Annotated in this window: 13 protein-coding genes and 1 other annotated feature; of the genes, 4 read left to right on the forward strand and 9 right to left on the reverse strand. The window is 55.0% G+C overall.

Annotation, left to right across the window (positions count from 1 at the left end):
* Positions 1–51 precede the first annotated feature (51 nt).
* Together ACQE32_RS09525 and ybaK are read left to right on the forward strand one after the other, a co-directional pair.
* Complete coding sequence (locus tag ACQE32_RS09525) at positions 52–855, forward strand: TraB/GumN family protein (protein WP_427021667.1); 804 nt, start codon at positions 52–54, stop codon at positions 853–855.
* A gap of 167 nt (positions 856–1,022) precedes the next feature.
* The gene (ybaK, locus tag ACQE32_RS09530; protein WP_426974594.1) at positions 1,023–1,502 is read left to right on the forward strand and encodes a Cys-tRNA(Pro)/Cys-tRNA(Cys) deacylase YbaK; all 480 of its coding nucleotides are present in this window, start codon (positions 1,023–1,025) and stop codon (positions 1,500–1,502) included.
* On the opposite strand, the gene ACQE32_RS09535 is transcribed toward ybaK, so the two are convergent.
* The gene (locus tag ACQE32_RS09535; protein ID WP_426974595.1) at positions 1,499–2,365 is read right to left on the reverse strand and encodes a LysR family transcriptional regulator; all 867 of its coding nucleotides are present in this window, start codon (positions 2,363–2,365) and stop codon (positions 1,499–1,501) included. The genes ybaK and ACQE32_RS09535 overlap by 4 nt on opposite strands.
* A gap of 122 nt (positions 2,366–2,487) precedes the next feature.
* Between ACQE32_RS09535 and ACQE32_RS09540 the strand changes: the two genes are divergently transcribed.
* Positions 2,488–2,919: a multidrug/biocide efflux PACE transporter gene (locus ACQE32_RS09540; RefSeq protein ID WP_427021668.1), complete on the forward strand. Its 432-nt coding sequence runs from the start codon at positions 2,488–2,490 to the stop codon at positions 2,917–2,919.
* A 38-nt stretch (positions 2,920–2,957) separates the two neighbouring features.
* Here ACQE32_RS09540 and ushA read toward each other — a convergent pair whose 3' ends face one another.
* Positions 2,958–4,670 (reverse strand): bifunctional UDP-sugar hydrolase/5'-nucleotidase UshA, encoded by a 1,713-nt coding sequence (gene ushA / locus ACQE32_RS09545; RefSeq protein WP_426974745.1) that lies wholly within the window; start codon positions 4,668–4,670, stop codon positions 2,958–2,960.
* Positions 4,671–5,174: 504 nt separating this feature from the next.
* Between ushA and ybaL the strand changes: the two genes are divergently transcribed.
* Positions 5,175–6,866, forward strand: coding sequence for a YbaL family putative K(+) efflux transporter (gene ybaL / locus ACQE32_RS09550; protein ID WP_427021669.1), 1,692 nt, complete (start codon positions 5,175–5,177; stop codon positions 6,864–6,866).
* 34 nt (positions 6,867–6,900) lie between these two features.
* Here the strand turns inward: ybaL and ACQE32_RS09555 are convergent, their stop codons facing one another.
* The 7 genes from ACQE32_RS09555 to dnaX form a co-directional block, all read right to left on the reverse strand.
* Positions 6,901–8,205, reverse strand: coding sequence for an inosine/guanosine kinase (locus ACQE32_RS09555; RefSeq protein WP_426974598.1), 1,305 nt, complete (start codon positions 8,203–8,205; stop codon positions 6,901–6,903).
* A gap of 56 nt (positions 8,206–8,261) precedes the next feature.
* Entirely contained in the window at positions 8,262–9,221 is a 960-nt protein-coding gene (hemH, locus tag ACQE32_RS09560) for a ferrochelatase (protein ID WP_426974599.1), read from the reverse strand.
* 232 nt (positions 9,222–9,453) lie between these two features.
* Entirely contained in the window at positions 9,454–10,098 is a 645-nt protein-coding gene (gene adk / locus ACQE32_RS09565) for an adenylate kinase (protein WP_426974600.1), read from the reverse strand.
* Positions 10,099–10,347: 249 nt separating this feature from the next.
* A complete protein-coding gene (htpG, locus tag ACQE32_RS09570; RefSeq protein ID WP_427021670.1) occupies positions 10,348–12,216 on the reverse strand; it encodes a molecular chaperone HtpG in 1,869 nt (622 codons plus the stop codon).
* Positions 12,217–12,319: 103 nt separating this feature from the next.
* Positions 12,320–12,925 carry a recombination mediator RecR gene (gene recR / locus ACQE32_RS09575; protein ID WP_085067683.1) on the reverse strand — a complete coding sequence of 202 codons (606 nt, stop codon included), beginning with the start codon at positions 12,923–12,925 and terminating at the stop codon, positions 12,320–12,322.
* The gene (locus tag ACQE32_RS09580) at positions 12,925–13,254 is read right to left on the reverse strand and encodes a YbaB/EbfC family nucleoid-associated protein (RefSeq protein WP_085067684.1); all 330 of its coding nucleotides are present in this window, start codon (positions 13,252–13,254) and stop codon (positions 12,925–12,927) included. The genes recR and ACQE32_RS09580 overlap by 1 nt, the downstream gene beginning before the upstream one ends.
* A 54-nt stretch (positions 13,255–13,308) precedes the next feature.
* The gene (gene dnaX / locus ACQE32_RS09585) at positions 13,309–15,252 is read right to left on the reverse strand and encodes a DNA polymerase III subunit gamma/tau (protein WP_426974602.1); all 1,944 of its coding nucleotides are present in this window, start codon (positions 15,250–15,252) and stop codon (positions 13,309–13,311) included.
* Positions 13,906–13,967, reverse strand: a sequence feature (DnaX frameshifting element). (Overlaps the previous gene by 62 nt.)
* Positions 15,253–15,324 lie beyond the last annotated feature (72 nt).

Genomic DNA, 15,324 nt, shown 5'->3' on the forward strand with positions numbered 1-15,324 from the left:
GTAAGTGAAACCGCTAGCATGGGGAGTTTACTGGCAGCAAAGGGTGAAAGAATGGATAGATGGCGGCACAACCTGACAATGCTGTTTCGCATGCTGGTTCCGAAGCATTACCGTTGGCCAGCCACGGATATCTGGCTGCCGGGCAAGCGCGAACTGCATCTGGTCGGCAGTATTCATATGGGCACCCGCAATATGATGCCGCTGCCCCCGCAACTGCTGAAGCGTCTGGAAAAAGCGGATGCTTTGATTGTTGAAGCGGATATTACCGGCAGCGCCTCTCCTTTTACCTATAGCGAGGCACAGCCCCCGCTGGCGGAAAGAGTGGATGACGCCACTCTGCAGCAGCTGAGCCGCCTGTGCGATGAAATGCATCTTGATCTGGCACAGCTTGAGGCGCTGCCTTTATGGCAAATCGCGCTGATGCTTCAGGCGCAACAGGCACAGCGGCTGGGGCTCCGTCCCGATTACGGTATCGATTATCAATTGTTGCAGGCAGCGCAGGCGCAGGGACGACGCATCATCGAACTGGAAGGCGCCAGCGAGCAGCTCGATATTCTTAAAACCCTGCCGGAAAATGGTCAGTCGTTGCTGGCGGATACGCTGGAACACTGGCATACCAATGCCCGCCTGCTGCAAACCATGATTAGCTGGTGGCTTGAAAAGCCGCCGCAGCAGAGCCAGACCGCCTTGCCGACCACCTTCAGCACTGAGCTCAACGATCTGCTGATGCGCCAGCGCAATCAGCGCTGGAATAGCCTGTTGCGCGCGCTACCGCCAGGGCGTTATGTTGTGGCGGTTGGCGCGCTGCACCTCTACGGCGAGAATAATCTGCCTGACCTGTTAAGACGCAGATAAAAAAAAGGCCAATATTGCTATCGGCCCGTCAAAGAGGAATTTGTTTATGATTTTGGTTATTCATCAGCAACGGAATTACTGACGCGAGGCAATTTTCTCTCAAAGCCGATGATTTCACCAGCGCTATTTTTCACCATATTGTCATTTTTCACTGTCAGGAAAAAGCAATGACGCCCGCAATTAAACTGCTGGAAAAGAAAAAGATCTCCTTTACGCTGCATCCTTATGAGCATGACAGCAACGAAACGCACTTCGGCGATGAGGCGGTGCGTAAGCTTAACCTGAATCCGCAGCAGGTATATAAAACGCTGCTGGTAGCGCTGAACGGCGACGACAAACAGCTGGCCGTCGCGGTAACGCCGGTCGCCAGCCAGCTTGATTTGAAAAAATTGGCGAAAGCTCTGGGCGCAAAAAAAGCGGAAATGGCCGATCCGCAGCAGGCTCAGCGCGTTACCGGCTACCTGATTGGCGGCATCAGCCCGCTGGGGCAAAAGAAACGTTTGCCGACGGTTATTGACAGTCAGGCTGCAACATTTCCCACTATCTTTATTTCGGGCGGCAAGCGCGGTCTGGATATAGAACTGGCCGCCAGCGATCTGGCTGCGCTGTTAGAGGCGACGTTGACAGATATCGCGCGTCAGGATTAGGCGCGCTGCGCGCAAAGCTGATCGATCATCCAGCGCCCTGCCGGTCCCGGCGGGGTACGCGTTGACCACACGGCATCCACCGCAATATTTTGCGGCCAGCCCGCAACCGGCAGCATATGCAATACGCCGTGACCAAACTGCTCCACCAGCCAGCGCGGCAGAATCGACCAGCCAAACCCCTGCTCCGCCATCTCCAGCAGCAGCAAATATGAAGGTGCCGACCAGACCTGGCCGCATGAAATATTTTCCCTTACGCCAGCCCAGGTATTGAGCTTTAGCTGCCTGACCTGCGCCAGCTCCGCCTGACTCACCTGGCTCTGTGCGCTAAGCGGATGGTCGCGATGAATAAATACTGCCATTTGCGCCTGGACCTGCAAACGCGAGGCGGCGATGGTCACAGGTAACGCTGTCTGCACGCGAATAACGCCAAGATGAATGCGATTGCTTTGCAGAAGGTCGATAACGTCTTCATCCTCAGCAATCATACATTCGAACTCAATATGCGGATAGCGTGCGGCAAAACGCTTCAGCAGCTGCTCATGGTGATCCGCCTGCCAGAAATCGGAAATCGCCATACTCAGACGCGGCTCAACATTATCTGACAGCCGCACGGCCAGTTCATCAAGCCGCTGGCTGGCTGACAAAATCTCCTGCACCTGACGCAGCGCATGCGCCCCCGCTTCGGTCAGTACCGGTTCACGCCCGGCGCGATGGAACAGTTTAAACCCCAGGTCCGCTTCCAGATTGGCAATCGCGGCGCTAACGGTAGACTGACTTTTTCCCAGCGCGCGCGCCGCCGCAGAAAAAGATCCTTTTTCCACCGTCTGGACAAAAGCCTGCAATGATTCCGGTGAGTAACGCATGGTTCTATCGCTTTTTCCGATGGGAGATAACTTCATTCTAACGCAAAGCGCGGCGAAAATAAGGTCCGGCTTATTAAGAGCCTGTGCGGTAAAGGTCATTGCCTGGCTCTGAAGGAGATATTATGCAGTCCCGTTCGTTTAAAGAACGCGTATTACACGCGGTAGGTTTTGAGGCGCTGGCTATCCTGATCGTGTCGCCGCTGGCGGCGGCAGTGATGAACAAACCGCTGTTCCAGATAGGCGCGCTGGCGCTGGCGCTTTCAACCATCGCTATGGTATGGAATATTATTTATAACGCTGTGTTTGACCGGCTCTTTCCACGCAATCGCATCAAGCGCGGAGTGTGGCTGCGCATAATGCATGCCCTCTGCTTTGAAGGCGGTTTTATTCTTATTGGCCTGCCGGTTGCGTCGATGATGCTGGGCATTGGGTTGCTGCAGGCCTTTATGCTGGAAGTTGGCTTCTTCCTGTTCTTTCTGCCCTACACGGTGGTTTATAACTGGATTTGGGACAAACTGCGGGAAAAATGGCGCATGCCCTGCCATAGCGGTTAAATTCAGGCCCGTCGCGTAAACCCACGGGCCTGACAACACTATTTGCCGCTGAGCCAGGCCAGAATCATCTGGGGATAAGTGCGGCGGCGGCTCTCCTGCTTTTCCAGTTCCTGCTTTTCCGCCGCGCTACGATAAATAATTTCGCCTTTCGGCGCATACGCCTCCGCCTTCAGCGGTGAATGCTGTTCGATATATTGCTTCAGCACTTCCGCATCCACGAAACCAGTATTCACAAAGCCCGGCAGCGTATTGATAACCGGATAGCCATCACCGCCGTTGGCGTTAAAGCTCAGCGTTGCCATGCGGTAGGTTTTCTCCGCCTGCAGCGGCTCGCCGTTGATTTTTACTTCGCTCACGCCCTGCCCGTCTGCGATCAGACTGACGTTAGCAAACTGCGCATAGGCACCAGAATCCACCTGCTTATTCGCCACCACCGCCAGATATTTCTCTACCTCGCTGCCTTTCATCTCAACCCAGCACAGCGTATTGCCGAACGGCTGGACTTTGAGCACATCTTTATAGCTGATGGGGCCAGCCTCAATCGAATCGCGCACTCCGCCGCCGCTCATCACGGCAAAGTCCGCTTTGGTGCGGGCAATCTGCGAAGCAAGAAGCAGGCGCGCCAGATTGGTCTGTACAAAACGTACCTTGCTGCGATCGCCTTCCAGCCGCGCGTCAACGCTGCCGACTTTCACATTCAGCTGCGCCTCGCCTTTTTTCTGGAAGGGCGTCAGCAGCTTCATCATGGCGCTGTTCGGCACGATCTCCTGCTGGTAGTTAATCCACTCATCTTTGCCTTCGCTGTTCTTTACCTTGTGCTTCAGGTTAACCGGGATCAGCTGATAATTTTCCAGCGTCAACACGCCGTCACGGAAAGTAAAGTCGGCCCGGCCAACATATTTGCCCCACTCATGCGCCTGTACAATCCAGGTGCCGTTCTGACGATCGGGCACGCAGGGCGAGCCGGGAACATAATCCACCTGCTTCAGATTATCCTGCGCCATGCATACCGGATCCTGAGAATGGCCGCCGACAATCAGATCGAGATAGCCCTGCGGCAAGGCGCGCGCCATTTCCACATCGCCCGGCGCGTTAGAACCATGCTTACCGTCGTCGTAGTGCCCCATATGGGTGGCGGCAATGATCACGTCCGGCTTTTCACTGGCGCGCAGCGCTTCCACTACCTGCTTCGCTTCGCTGGCCGGAGGTCGGAATTCGATATCCGTCAGGTATTCAGGATTGCCAATTTTAGCGGTGTCATCGGTGGTCAGGCCGATAACCGCTATTTTTAACCCCATCCGGTTAAATAATGCCCAGGGCTGGAACAGACGCTGGCCGCTGCTTTTTTGATAAATGTTGGCCGAGAGCAGAGGAAACTTGGCCCATTTTTGCTGCTGACGCAGGACGGAAAGCGGATTATCAAACTCATGATTGCCGATCGCCATCGCATCATAACCAACCAGATTCATACCGCGAAAATCGGGCTCCGCATCCTGCAGATCCGATTCCGGCACGCCGGTATTGATATCGCCGCCGGAGAGGATCAGTACCGCGCCGCCGTGCGCCTGAACGTCATAGCGAATGGTGTCCATGAGCGTTTTTTGCGCCGCCAGACCATATTCGCCCTGTTCGTTATGCCAGAAGCGACCATGGTGATCGTTGGTATGCAGTACGGTAAATTTATAGACGCGGCCCTTTTCCCAGGCCTGCGCCTGTGATGAAAGCATGCTCAGGGAGAGTATCCCGCCCATGATAAGAGTATTGATGAAACGCAACGTTATTCTCCTTGTCGACACGCTTTCTGACCGGTCAGCCGGTAGCAGACTGGCATTTGCTGCCATAATAGTAAGGCAAACCTGCGGATTTGTAACGCAGACGCTATGCTAAGGCTAGTTATGCCTGAAGTGCGCCAGCCCCGCAATGCTGCCAGCGACTCCAGGACACTAATTTTGCCGCAGCAGAAAATTAACAGTAAAACAGTAGTCTCTTTATCTTTATGTTCTTTTACCGCCATTTCATTAATCTGATATGACAAATTAGCTGTTTTTACCTCAACTTTTTTGCAATTCCATCAATAAAAGAACACCTTATTTATCAAGATTAACCAATCATAAGTAAAACAAATCGCACTTATCCATTTATTTTTAGAGAACCCTTCTGTTTTTAAGTTTTTATCCATTTATTTTCAAACCGATGACCCCATATTGTTTTACACTATTTACAACCGGACACAGTTACACACAGAAGGAGAAAGCATGCACCACAGCACCCCGCTGATTACCACCATCGTCGGAGGCCTTGTCCTCGCCTTTCTTTTAGGAATGCTCGCCAGCAAGCTACGCATTTCTCCTCTGGTGGGCTATCTGCTGGCGGGTGTTCTGTCAGGTCCCTTCACACCGGGTTTCGTTGCAGATATGAGTCTGGCGCAGGAGCTGGCGGAGCTGGGCGTTATTCTGCTGATGTTTGGTGTCGGGCTGCATTTCTCGCTGAAAGATCTTATGGCGGTCAAAGCGATCGCAATTCCAGGCGCTGTTGCGCAAATTACCGTTGCCACGCTGTTGGGAATGGGGCTGAGCATGGCGCTGGGCTGGGAATGGATGAACGGGCTGGTGTTTGGTCTCTGTCTCTCTACCGCCAGTACCGTTGTGCTGCTGCGGGCGCTGGAAGAGCGCCAGCTGATTGATACGCAGCGCGGTCAGATTGCAATAGGCTGGCTGATTGTTGAAGATTTAGTTATGGTCCTCACGCTGGTACTGCTACCAGCGATTGCCGGCATGATGGAAAAAGGCAATGCCAGCTTTGCGCTGCTGGCATGGGATCTGCTGTTTACCATTGGTAAGGTCGCCGCCTTTATGGTGCTGATGATGGTGGTAGGCCGCCGGGTCGTTCCCTGGATTTTGGCACGCAGCGCCGCCACCGGCTCACGCGAGCTGTTTACGCTGTCGGTGCTGGCGCTGGCGCTCGGCATCGCCTTTGGCGCGGTGGAGTTTTTTGATGTTTCCTTTGCGCTGGGTGCCTTCTTCGCTGGCATGGTGCTGAATGAGTCGGAGTTAAGCCATCGCGCCGCGCACGATACCTTGCCGTTACGCGATGCCTTTGCCGTACTCTTTTTCGTTTCCGTGGGCATGCTGTTCGACCCGATGATACTTATTCAGCAACCGCTGGCGGTGCTGGGCGTGTTGGCTATTATCGTTTTCGGTAAGTCGCTGGCGGCCTGGCTGTTGGTGACCCTGCTGGGCCATTCGCGGCGCACCGCACTGACTATCTCAGTCAGCCTCGCGCAAATCGGCGAGTTCGCCTTTATTCTTGCCGGTCTGGGTATTTCGCTGAATATGCTCAGCGATGAAGGGCGTAACCTGGTACTGGCTGGCGCGATTCTGTCGATCATGCTCAACCCGATTCTGTTTACTCTGCTGGAACGCTATCTGGATAAAAATGAGAATTTCGAAGAGCGGAGTCTGGAAGAGGCCACGGAAGAAGAAAAACAGCTCCCGGTCAATATCTGTAACCATGCGGTGATTGTCGGTTATGGTCGTGTGGGCTGCCTGGTGAGCCAGCTGTTAACAGAGGCTGAAATCCCGATTGTGGTGATAGAGCATTCACGCCCGCGCGTTGAAGCGCTGCGTGAGCAAGGCATCCGGGTTATTTTAGGTAATGCGGCGCGTGCTGAAACCATGGAGCTGGCGCGACTGGATTGCGCACGCTGGCTGCTGATGAGCATTCCCAACGGCTATGAGGCAGGTGAAATTATCGCGGCAGCGCGTGAAAAACATCCGCATCTGGAGATTATCGCCCGTGCACATTATGACGATGAAGTGCATTACATTCTGGAGCGCGGCGCTGATAACGTCATTATGGGCGAACGGGAGATCGCCAACAGTATGCTGGCGATGCTGAAAGCCGGGCTGGAAACGCAGCCAATGCTAACGCCGCACAATCCTTCATAAACAGATGGCGCGGCGTTACGCCGCGCCATGGTCATTATCGCTCCCAGTACGCCTCTTCCAGGCTATCTTCCCGCTCCGGCAGGCCGCGTGTCAGACGCGGCGAATGCTGATTCAGTACCTGATAACTTACCCGGTTAGCATATTTACAGACCTGAGCCAGAGAGGAATAAGTCAGGTAGTTACGCACATGTTTGCTGGAGTTAGGCACATTATTACGGTGATAGCTGTTAGCGGTAATATCATGCAGCAGCGCTGCCAGCGCGCCATCGCCTGCGCCATTGGTGTTCATGATCTTTTCCGGCCCGCCCATATAGGGCGCGATATGCGAATAGATGCGCAGCGGCTGCTGACAATCCTGATAGCGCATTGCACGGCTGAACTCATACTGATTAAATTCTGCAATTGCACCAGGCAATAGCGGCAGATTAGTTTGTCGCTTCGCGCTCTCTTCGGTGTAGCCCGCCATGTAAAGCCCATTTGGACCAGCGGTGCACAGCACCAGATCTACCCACTCCAGCGCTTTATCCGCCGCCAGAAGCGGATCGGCATGACCGGTCAGCTCCAGCCCTTCCTCTTCGTTCATCGCTAAAATAGCGACATGCTCGCGCAGGAAGTCACGCCAGAACTGCGGATTTTCGGCAATCACATGTTTGGTTCCCAGCGTCAGCACCACCGGCACGTTATATTGCTTTGCCCAGGCCACCGCCTGCATGGTGGCTTCCGGCATCGGTTCACCTGCTTTGCAGCGCACCAGGTAGGATGTCAGCACCAGCGCTGAAGCGCCAGCAATTACCTGTTCAGGAATATTCTCCGGCCGCAGCTGATTCATCATGCCGGGGCTGATGGCAAAAGTCCGTTCGCCGTTATCGCTGATGAGCGTAAAGCAGCGGCCAATAGCACCATCCACGCCCTGCAGATAGTTAAGGTCGGTCCGGCTGGAGGTATTACACAGATAGCGATAGGCGTAACCGCCAATCTGCACGTTATTACACATCACGCCCAGCAGCACCGAGCGGTCATCGGCCAGCACCGAGTAGTTATGCATGGTGTTGCCGATGGTGCCCCCGGCAAACTGATGGGTAATCAGATTTTCACGCATCAGCTCGGCATAGAGCGCATCCGCCACATCATCTTCAATGACCAGCGAGTGACCAACGCTGAGTCCGTAACGCGCCACAAAGGCGTTATCCACTTTTGCTTCAATGTCTACCAGCGTCTGGTCGATGCCGACCACCCAACTGGTGCCAGTTTCACTTTCAGGTTGCACCGGCTGTAATAGCGGATCGCGGGCGTTGACGGGAAAATAGTGTTTGGATTTGCGTTGGCCGGGAAATTTCATGGTTGATAGCTTCAGAATAAACAGGCGGAGAATGATACCACACTCCCCGCCGTTACTCAGCGATGCGCATTCACCAACGCCAGCATCATATCAATATGCTCAGCGTCATCATTCAGTGCCGGAATATATTCAAACTTTTCACCACCAGCATGCATAAAGAACTCACGGTTCTGTTCGCTGATCTCTTCCAGCGTCTCCAGACAGTCGGAAGAAAAGCCTGGGCTCATAATCTGAATATGGCGCACGCCTTTCGCCGGTAAGCCACGCATGGTTTCATCGGTATAGGGCGTCAGCCAGGGTTCACGGCCAAAACGTGACTGAAAGGTCATCATCACTTCGCTATCGCTCAGCCCAAGCGCACGCGTCAGCGCCTCAGTTGTATCGCGGCAGCGCTGCGGGTAGTCATCGCCTTCGTTGGCGAAACGCTGCGGAATACCGTGATAAGACATTACCAGCAGATCGGGCTTTCCATGTTGCGCGAAGGAGCGTTCAACCGATGCTTTCAACGCGGCAATATAGGCCGGATGCTCAGCATAATCGCGAATAAAATGCACGTCTGGCATCGAACGATAGCCGGCGAAAACGCTGCTCAGACCATCCCAGACTGCCGCCACCGTTGAACAGGAGAACTGCGGATAGAGCGGCAGCACAATCAGGCGCGTTACGCCCTGCGCCATCAGACTGTCGACCGCGCTTTTCAGGCTGGGATTGCCGTAGCTCATGCCCAGCTCGACGGGAATATCCAGCTTCGCGGCCAGCGCATTACGCTGACGTTTACTGAATACCATCAGCGGCGAGCCCTCTTCCATCCATACCGACGCATACAGCTTTGATACGCGCGGAGAGCGGATCGGCAGAATGACGCCGTTCAGAATCGGCCACCAGAGCCAGCGCGGCGTATCCACCACGCGCTTATCGCTGAGAAACTGTTTCAGGTAGCGTTTAACCGCTGGCGTGGTTGGCGCATCGGGCGTACCCAGGTTGACCAGCAAGACGCCGGGTTTATCTTGCCTCATCGTATATCCCTGTTTTTTCAAATGGATTAATTCGTTTTACGCGCTGATTTTACCCTGGCTGAGACAGATAAGCTCGCCGGAAAAACCTTTCCTTACAAGAGATGAAAACGCTTAGCGGCAAAGTATAGAGGATAGTGCGAAACAGGCAGAGAGAATGGGGAAACAGTGGCAGAAAGAAGATGAATCAGGAATATCCAGCGGATATTCCTGACAATGGAATCAACGCGGCGCGTTAGCCCAGAATTTTCGCCAGCTCAGCGCTGACTTCGGTCACTTTACGCGTACCGTCGATTTTATGGTACTGAGTATTACCCGCCTGCGCTTCCTGCTGATAATAAGCCACCAGCGGCTCGGTCATTTCATGGTATTCCACCAGGCGCTTACGAACCGTCTCTTCCTGATCGTCTTTGCGCATGGTCAGCTCTTCGCCGGTGATGTCGTCTTTGCCTTCCACCTTCGGCGGATTAAAGGTTACGTGATACACGCGGCCAGAAGGCGCATGAACGCGACGACCAACGATACGCTCAACGATCAGTTCGTCCGGCACATCAAATTCCAGTACGCAGTCAATCTTGATGCCAGCTTCTTTCATCGCATCAGCCTGCGGAATAGTGCGCGGGAAACCGTCCAGCAGGAAACCGTTACGGCAATCGTCCTGGGCAATACGCTCTTTTACCAGCGCGATAACCAGATCGTCGGTAACCAGTTTGCCTTCATCCATAATGGCTTTCGCCTGTTTGCCCAGCTCCGTACCGGCTTTTACCGCCGCACGTAACATGTCGCCCGTGGAGATTTGCGGAATACCGTATTTCTCCATAATGAACTGAGCCTGTGTGCCCTTACCTGCGCCCGGAGCGCCGAGCAGAATAATACGCATTGCGTAAATCCCCTTGCGAATCGCTTTGATCTAACTGAGAAGGCCAAGAACATACCATTAAGCCCCGATCATCACAAGGAAACGGGTCTGGAAGCGGCTCTGGCGATAATGGGTGCGTTACCTGCGGCTATCATTAACCGATTTATCCATAGGATCCAGCCTGACGGCAAGGAACCGCTGTTTTTCAGAATCAATGCCGTGGTAAAAAAGCCGGCGCACTGGCCGGCTTAACGCTTACGTTGATGATATTCAGGCCAGCAGCAGCTGGTTCATGCGACGAATAAACTGGTTCGGATCTTCCAGCGTACCGCGCTCAGCAAACAATGCCTGATCGAGCAGCAGCTCAACCCATTCAGCAAAGCGCGCTTCCTCCTGCGTATCCGCCGCGCGTTTCACCAGCGCGTGATCCGGGTTCAGCTCAAAGATGTATTTCACATCCGGCACCGCCTGCCCGGCCGCTGCAAACAGCTTGGCCATCTGGGTGCTCATTTCATTGGCGTCGGTGGTCACGATAGCGGGCGTATCGGTCAGACGGTGCGTCAGACGTACCTCTTTCACCCGCTCGCCCAGCAGCGTTTTCACGCGATCAACAAACGGCTCCAGCGCCTTTTCCGCTTCTTTATGCGCTTCGTTCTCTTCGTCAGCCAGCTTATCCAGCGTTTCGTCCGCTTTGCTCACTGACTGGAAGGCTTTGCCATCGAACTCGGTCAGGTAGCTCATCATCCACTCGTCGATACGATCGGAGAGCAGCAGAACCTCAATGCCTTTCTTACGGAACAGCTCCAGATGCGGGCTACTTTTCGCTGCGGCATAGCTGTCGGCGGTGATGTAATAGATCTTCTCCTGCCCTTCCACCATGCGGCTGACATACTCTTCCAGCGAGACGGTTTGCGCCGCGCCTTCGCTGCTGGTGGTGGCAAAGCGCAGCAGTTTCGCGATCGCCTGCTGGTTCGCGTGATCTTCGGCTGGGCCTTCTTTCAGCACCAGACCAAACTCACTCCAGAACTGCTGATATTTTTCAGCATCATCTTTCGCCAGCTTATCCAGCATCTGCAGAACGCGTTTGGTTAGCGCGCTGCGCAGGTTTTGCGTAATGCGGTTATCCTGCAGAATTTCACGCGAGACGTTCAGCGGCAGATCGTTGGAGTCGATCAGGCCGCGCACAAAGCGCAGATAGTTCGGCATAAACTGCTCAGCGTCATCCATGATAAAGACGCGCTGAACATAAAGTTTCAGGCCATGTTTATGGTCGCGGTTCCACATATCCCACGGCGCGCGCGCCGGAATATAGAGCAGGCTGGTATATTCCTGTTTGCCCTCTACGCGGTTGTGGCTCCAGGTCAGCGGATCGCTAAAGTCATGAGCGATATGCTTATAGAATTCGTTGTACTCTTCATCGCTGACTTCCGCTTTGTTGCGGGTCCACAGCGCCTGCGCCTTGTTGATTTTTTCCCAGCTGGTGGTGTCGTTTTCTTCATCTTTGGTTTCGATCTCAACCGGCAGCGCGATGTGATCGGAATATTTACTGATGATATTGCGTACGCGCCAGCTGTCGAGGAACTCATCTTCACCTTCACGCAGATGCAACGTGATTTCAGTGCCGCGATCCGCCTTGGTCAGGTCATCAATGGTGTATTCGCCTTCGCCAGCAGATTCCCAGAACACACCCTCTTCCGGCGCGCTTCCCGCTGCGCGGGTACGTACGGTGACTTTATCGGCAACGATAAACGCAGAGTAAAAGCCGACGCCGAACTGACCAATCAGCTGGCTGTCTTTTGCCTGATCGGAGCCAAGCGACTCGAGGAAAGCTTTGGTGCCCGATTTAGCGATGGTACCGAGGTTCTCGATCACCTCATCGCGACGCATACCGATGCCGTTATCGCTCAGCGTCAACGTGCGGTTTTCCTTATCGACAGAAACCCGAACGCGCAGCTCGCCATCGCCTTCATACAGATCCGGCGTGGAAAGTGCACGAAAGCGCAACTTATCCGCCGCATCCGAAGCGTTGGAAATCAGCTCGCGCAGAAAGATCTCTTTATTCGAATAGAGGGAATGGATCATCAGGTGCAGAAGCTGTTTAACTTCTGACTGGAAACCACGCGTCTCTTGTCCTTTCATGGTTTTGCTACCTCAACTGAAACAGGTTTATCGAACGTTGAGGAAGAGATGGGGATGGGAAAACTATTTTCAAGCTGGCACATGAGAATGTGCCAGCAAGTGGTCAGTATTTAATCTTATGGCGTCCGGCAAGCGAATGCGACAGCGTGGTGCCGTCAACCATTTCCAGCTCGCCGCCAACCGGCACGCCGTGCGCGATACGGCTGGCATCCACGCCGTACTGCGCACAAAGCCCGGCGATGTAGTTCGCCGTGGCTTCGCCTTCCACCGTGGGGTTGGTCGCCAGGATCACTTCCTGGATGGTCTCTTTTTCCAGCCGCTGTTCCAGCCTGTCCAGCCCAATATCATGCGGACCGATGCCGTCCAGCGGTGAAAGATGCCCCATCAGCACAAAGTAACGTCCGGCAAACTGCCCGGTTTGCTCGATAGCATGGATATCTGCCGGGCTTTCTACCACGCAAATTTGCCCGTTTTGCTGGCGACGCGGGTTCGCGCAGATGGTGCAAATTTCCTGTTCGGTAAAGGTGTGGCAGTCCGTACAGTGACCAATCTCTGACATAGCGCGCGTCAGCGCCTGAGCCAGGCGCATGCCTCCGCTGCGATCGCGCTGCAATAGCTGAAACGCCATGCGCTGTGCTGATTTCGGGCCAACGCCCGGCAAACAGCGCAGCGCTTCCATTAGCGATTCCAGCAAAGGGCTGGTTTGCATCAGAACGGCATCTTAAAGCCCGGCGGCAGCTGCATGCCGGCGGAAACGGATGACATTTTCTCCTGCTGCGCTTCAGCAATACGGCGCGCCGCATCGTTGAAAGCCGCAGCGACCAGATCTTCCAGCATATCTTTGTCATCTTCCAGCAGGCTTGGATCCACCTCTACACGACGGCAGTTGTGCGCACCGTTAATGGTGACTTTAACCAGGCCAGCGCCAGATTCGCCGGTGACTTCCATTTCAGCAATCTCTTGCTGTACCTGCTGCATTTTGTCTTGCATCTGCTGGGCCTGTTTCATCAGGTTACCCAAACCGCCTTTACCAAACATAGCGTTCTCTCTTTTTGCTCGGGCCGCGTAAGCCGTTACCGGTTATGCGGCGATTCAAACGGGGCGAATACTCTCCTCATCCAGATCGGCGTCAAAAAAACGACGCAGCGTCTGAATATGGCTATCCGCAATGATGGACTGACGCGCCTGCGCCAGTTTTTCTTCATAAATCTTCTGACGCCACTCCAGAGGCGTCAATATCGCAGGATTATCATCTTCAATGATAGTCAATTCAACCGACTTACCGCTGGCATTGCTTAATGCTTCGGTTAATACCTGCTGTGCTGAAGTAGAGTTAAGATGACGCTGGCTGCTGCGTAAATGCAGGCAAATCCCCTGCGCCGTCTCCTCTTTCCAGGCGTTGAGCGCCAGCTGCTGCACCAGTTTCGGCAATGTCAGCGTGGCGATCTCAGCGGCCCAGGCGTCGCGCTCCAGCGCCTCCTCAGCCAGTCTGGCGGCCAGCTCCGGCGTTTTTTCATGCTCCAGTGCGGAACGCAGCGCCTTCGGCGTCGCTACCTGCGGCGCTTCGCTTTCGGCTACCGTATTTTGCGCTTTCCAGCGGTAGGCCTCTTTTTTCGCTGGCGCTGCCGGTTCTGCCGCTGGTCGTCTGGCGGCGCGCTCCGTTACCTGAGCGAGACGTTCCAGCGCCGAGCCTGCCGGCCGCGCACTTAGCGCTGCCGGCTCACTCTTTTTTGTTTTGGTTGCTCCCTGCTGGCGCAATAGTTGAGTACGCGCCTGCAGTAGCTGGCTGGTTGTGTCGGGCAGAGGCGTCTCCGGCGCGCCAGAGGCGGGTGCCGGCTGCGGTTGCGCTGCTTCCGGAGCGGAAAACGCGGCGGCAGCGGCGGAAGGCGGCGTTTGTACATTAGGCTGCGGCGACATCACCGGTCGCGTGACCGGCTCGGCGATCTCTACCTGCGGGTGAAAAGCCAGCGCGCGCAGCAGCGCCATTTCTACGCCCATACGGCGATCGGGCGCCAGCGGCAGTTCTTTACGCCCCATCAGAATGGTTTGGTAATAGAGTTGCACATCGGCTGGCGGAACCACGCGCGCCAGTTCACGCAGGCGCTGCTCCACTGCCGCATACTCTTCGCTAAGCGCTGAAGGCAGCAGTTGGATCATGGCGATACGGTGCAGCAGACGCAGCATCTCCACCAGCAGCGCTTCCCATTCAACGCCACGGCTGGCCGCCTGTTGCAGCAGCGACATGGTTTGCTGACCATCGGCGGCGGCTAATGCCTCGATTAACGCCAGCGGCTGCTCGTCATCCAGCGTGCCCAGCATCGCGGCGACGCTTTCAGTGGTAACCTGCCCTTCGCCGCTGGCAATCGCCTGATCGGTCAGACTCAGCGCATCGCGCATACTGCCGTCCGCCGCACGCGCCAGCAGCTGCAATGCGCGCAGCTCCGCAGTGATATTTTCCTGCTCCAGCACATATTCCAGCTGCTGTCGGATTTGATCGACATCCAGCGCTTTGAGATGGAATTGCAGGCAACGGGAAAGTATGGTCACCGGCAGCTTTTGCGGATCGGTGGTGGCCAACAGGAATTTAACGTGCGCTGGCGGCTCTTCAAGGGTTTTCAGCAGTGCGTTAAAGCTGTGACGCGACAGCATATGCACTTCATCGATCAAGTAGACCTTAAAGCGACCGCGCGCGGGCGCGTACTGCACGTTGTCCAGCAGATCGCGGGTGTCTTCAACTTTAGTTCGCGAGGCGGCATCGATTTCAATCAGATCGACAAAGCGACCCTGTTCGATTTCGCGGCAGTTATCGCAAACGCCGCAGGGCGTGGCGGTGATACCGGTTTCGCAGTTGAGCCCTTTGGCCAGCAAACGCGCAATGGTGGTTTTCCCGACGCCTCGGGTGCCGGAAAAAAGATAAGCGTGGTGGATTCGTCCCAGCGACAAACCGTTCGCCAGCGCAGTCAAAACATGCTCCTGACCAACGACATCGGAAAACGCTTGTGGACGCCACTTGCGGGCAAGGACCTGATAACTCATTCGTTCACAAGATGTGTTGAAAACCAGTGGGACATGCTAACACAGCCCCGCCGCTACGGCGAGGCTGAAGGC

Source organism: Pantoea sp. FN0302, assembly GCF_050113775.1.
In the GTDB taxonomy this organism is placed as follows: Bacteria; Pseudomonadota; Gammaproteobacteria; order Enterobacterales; family Enterobacteriaceae; genus Mixta; species Mixta alhagi.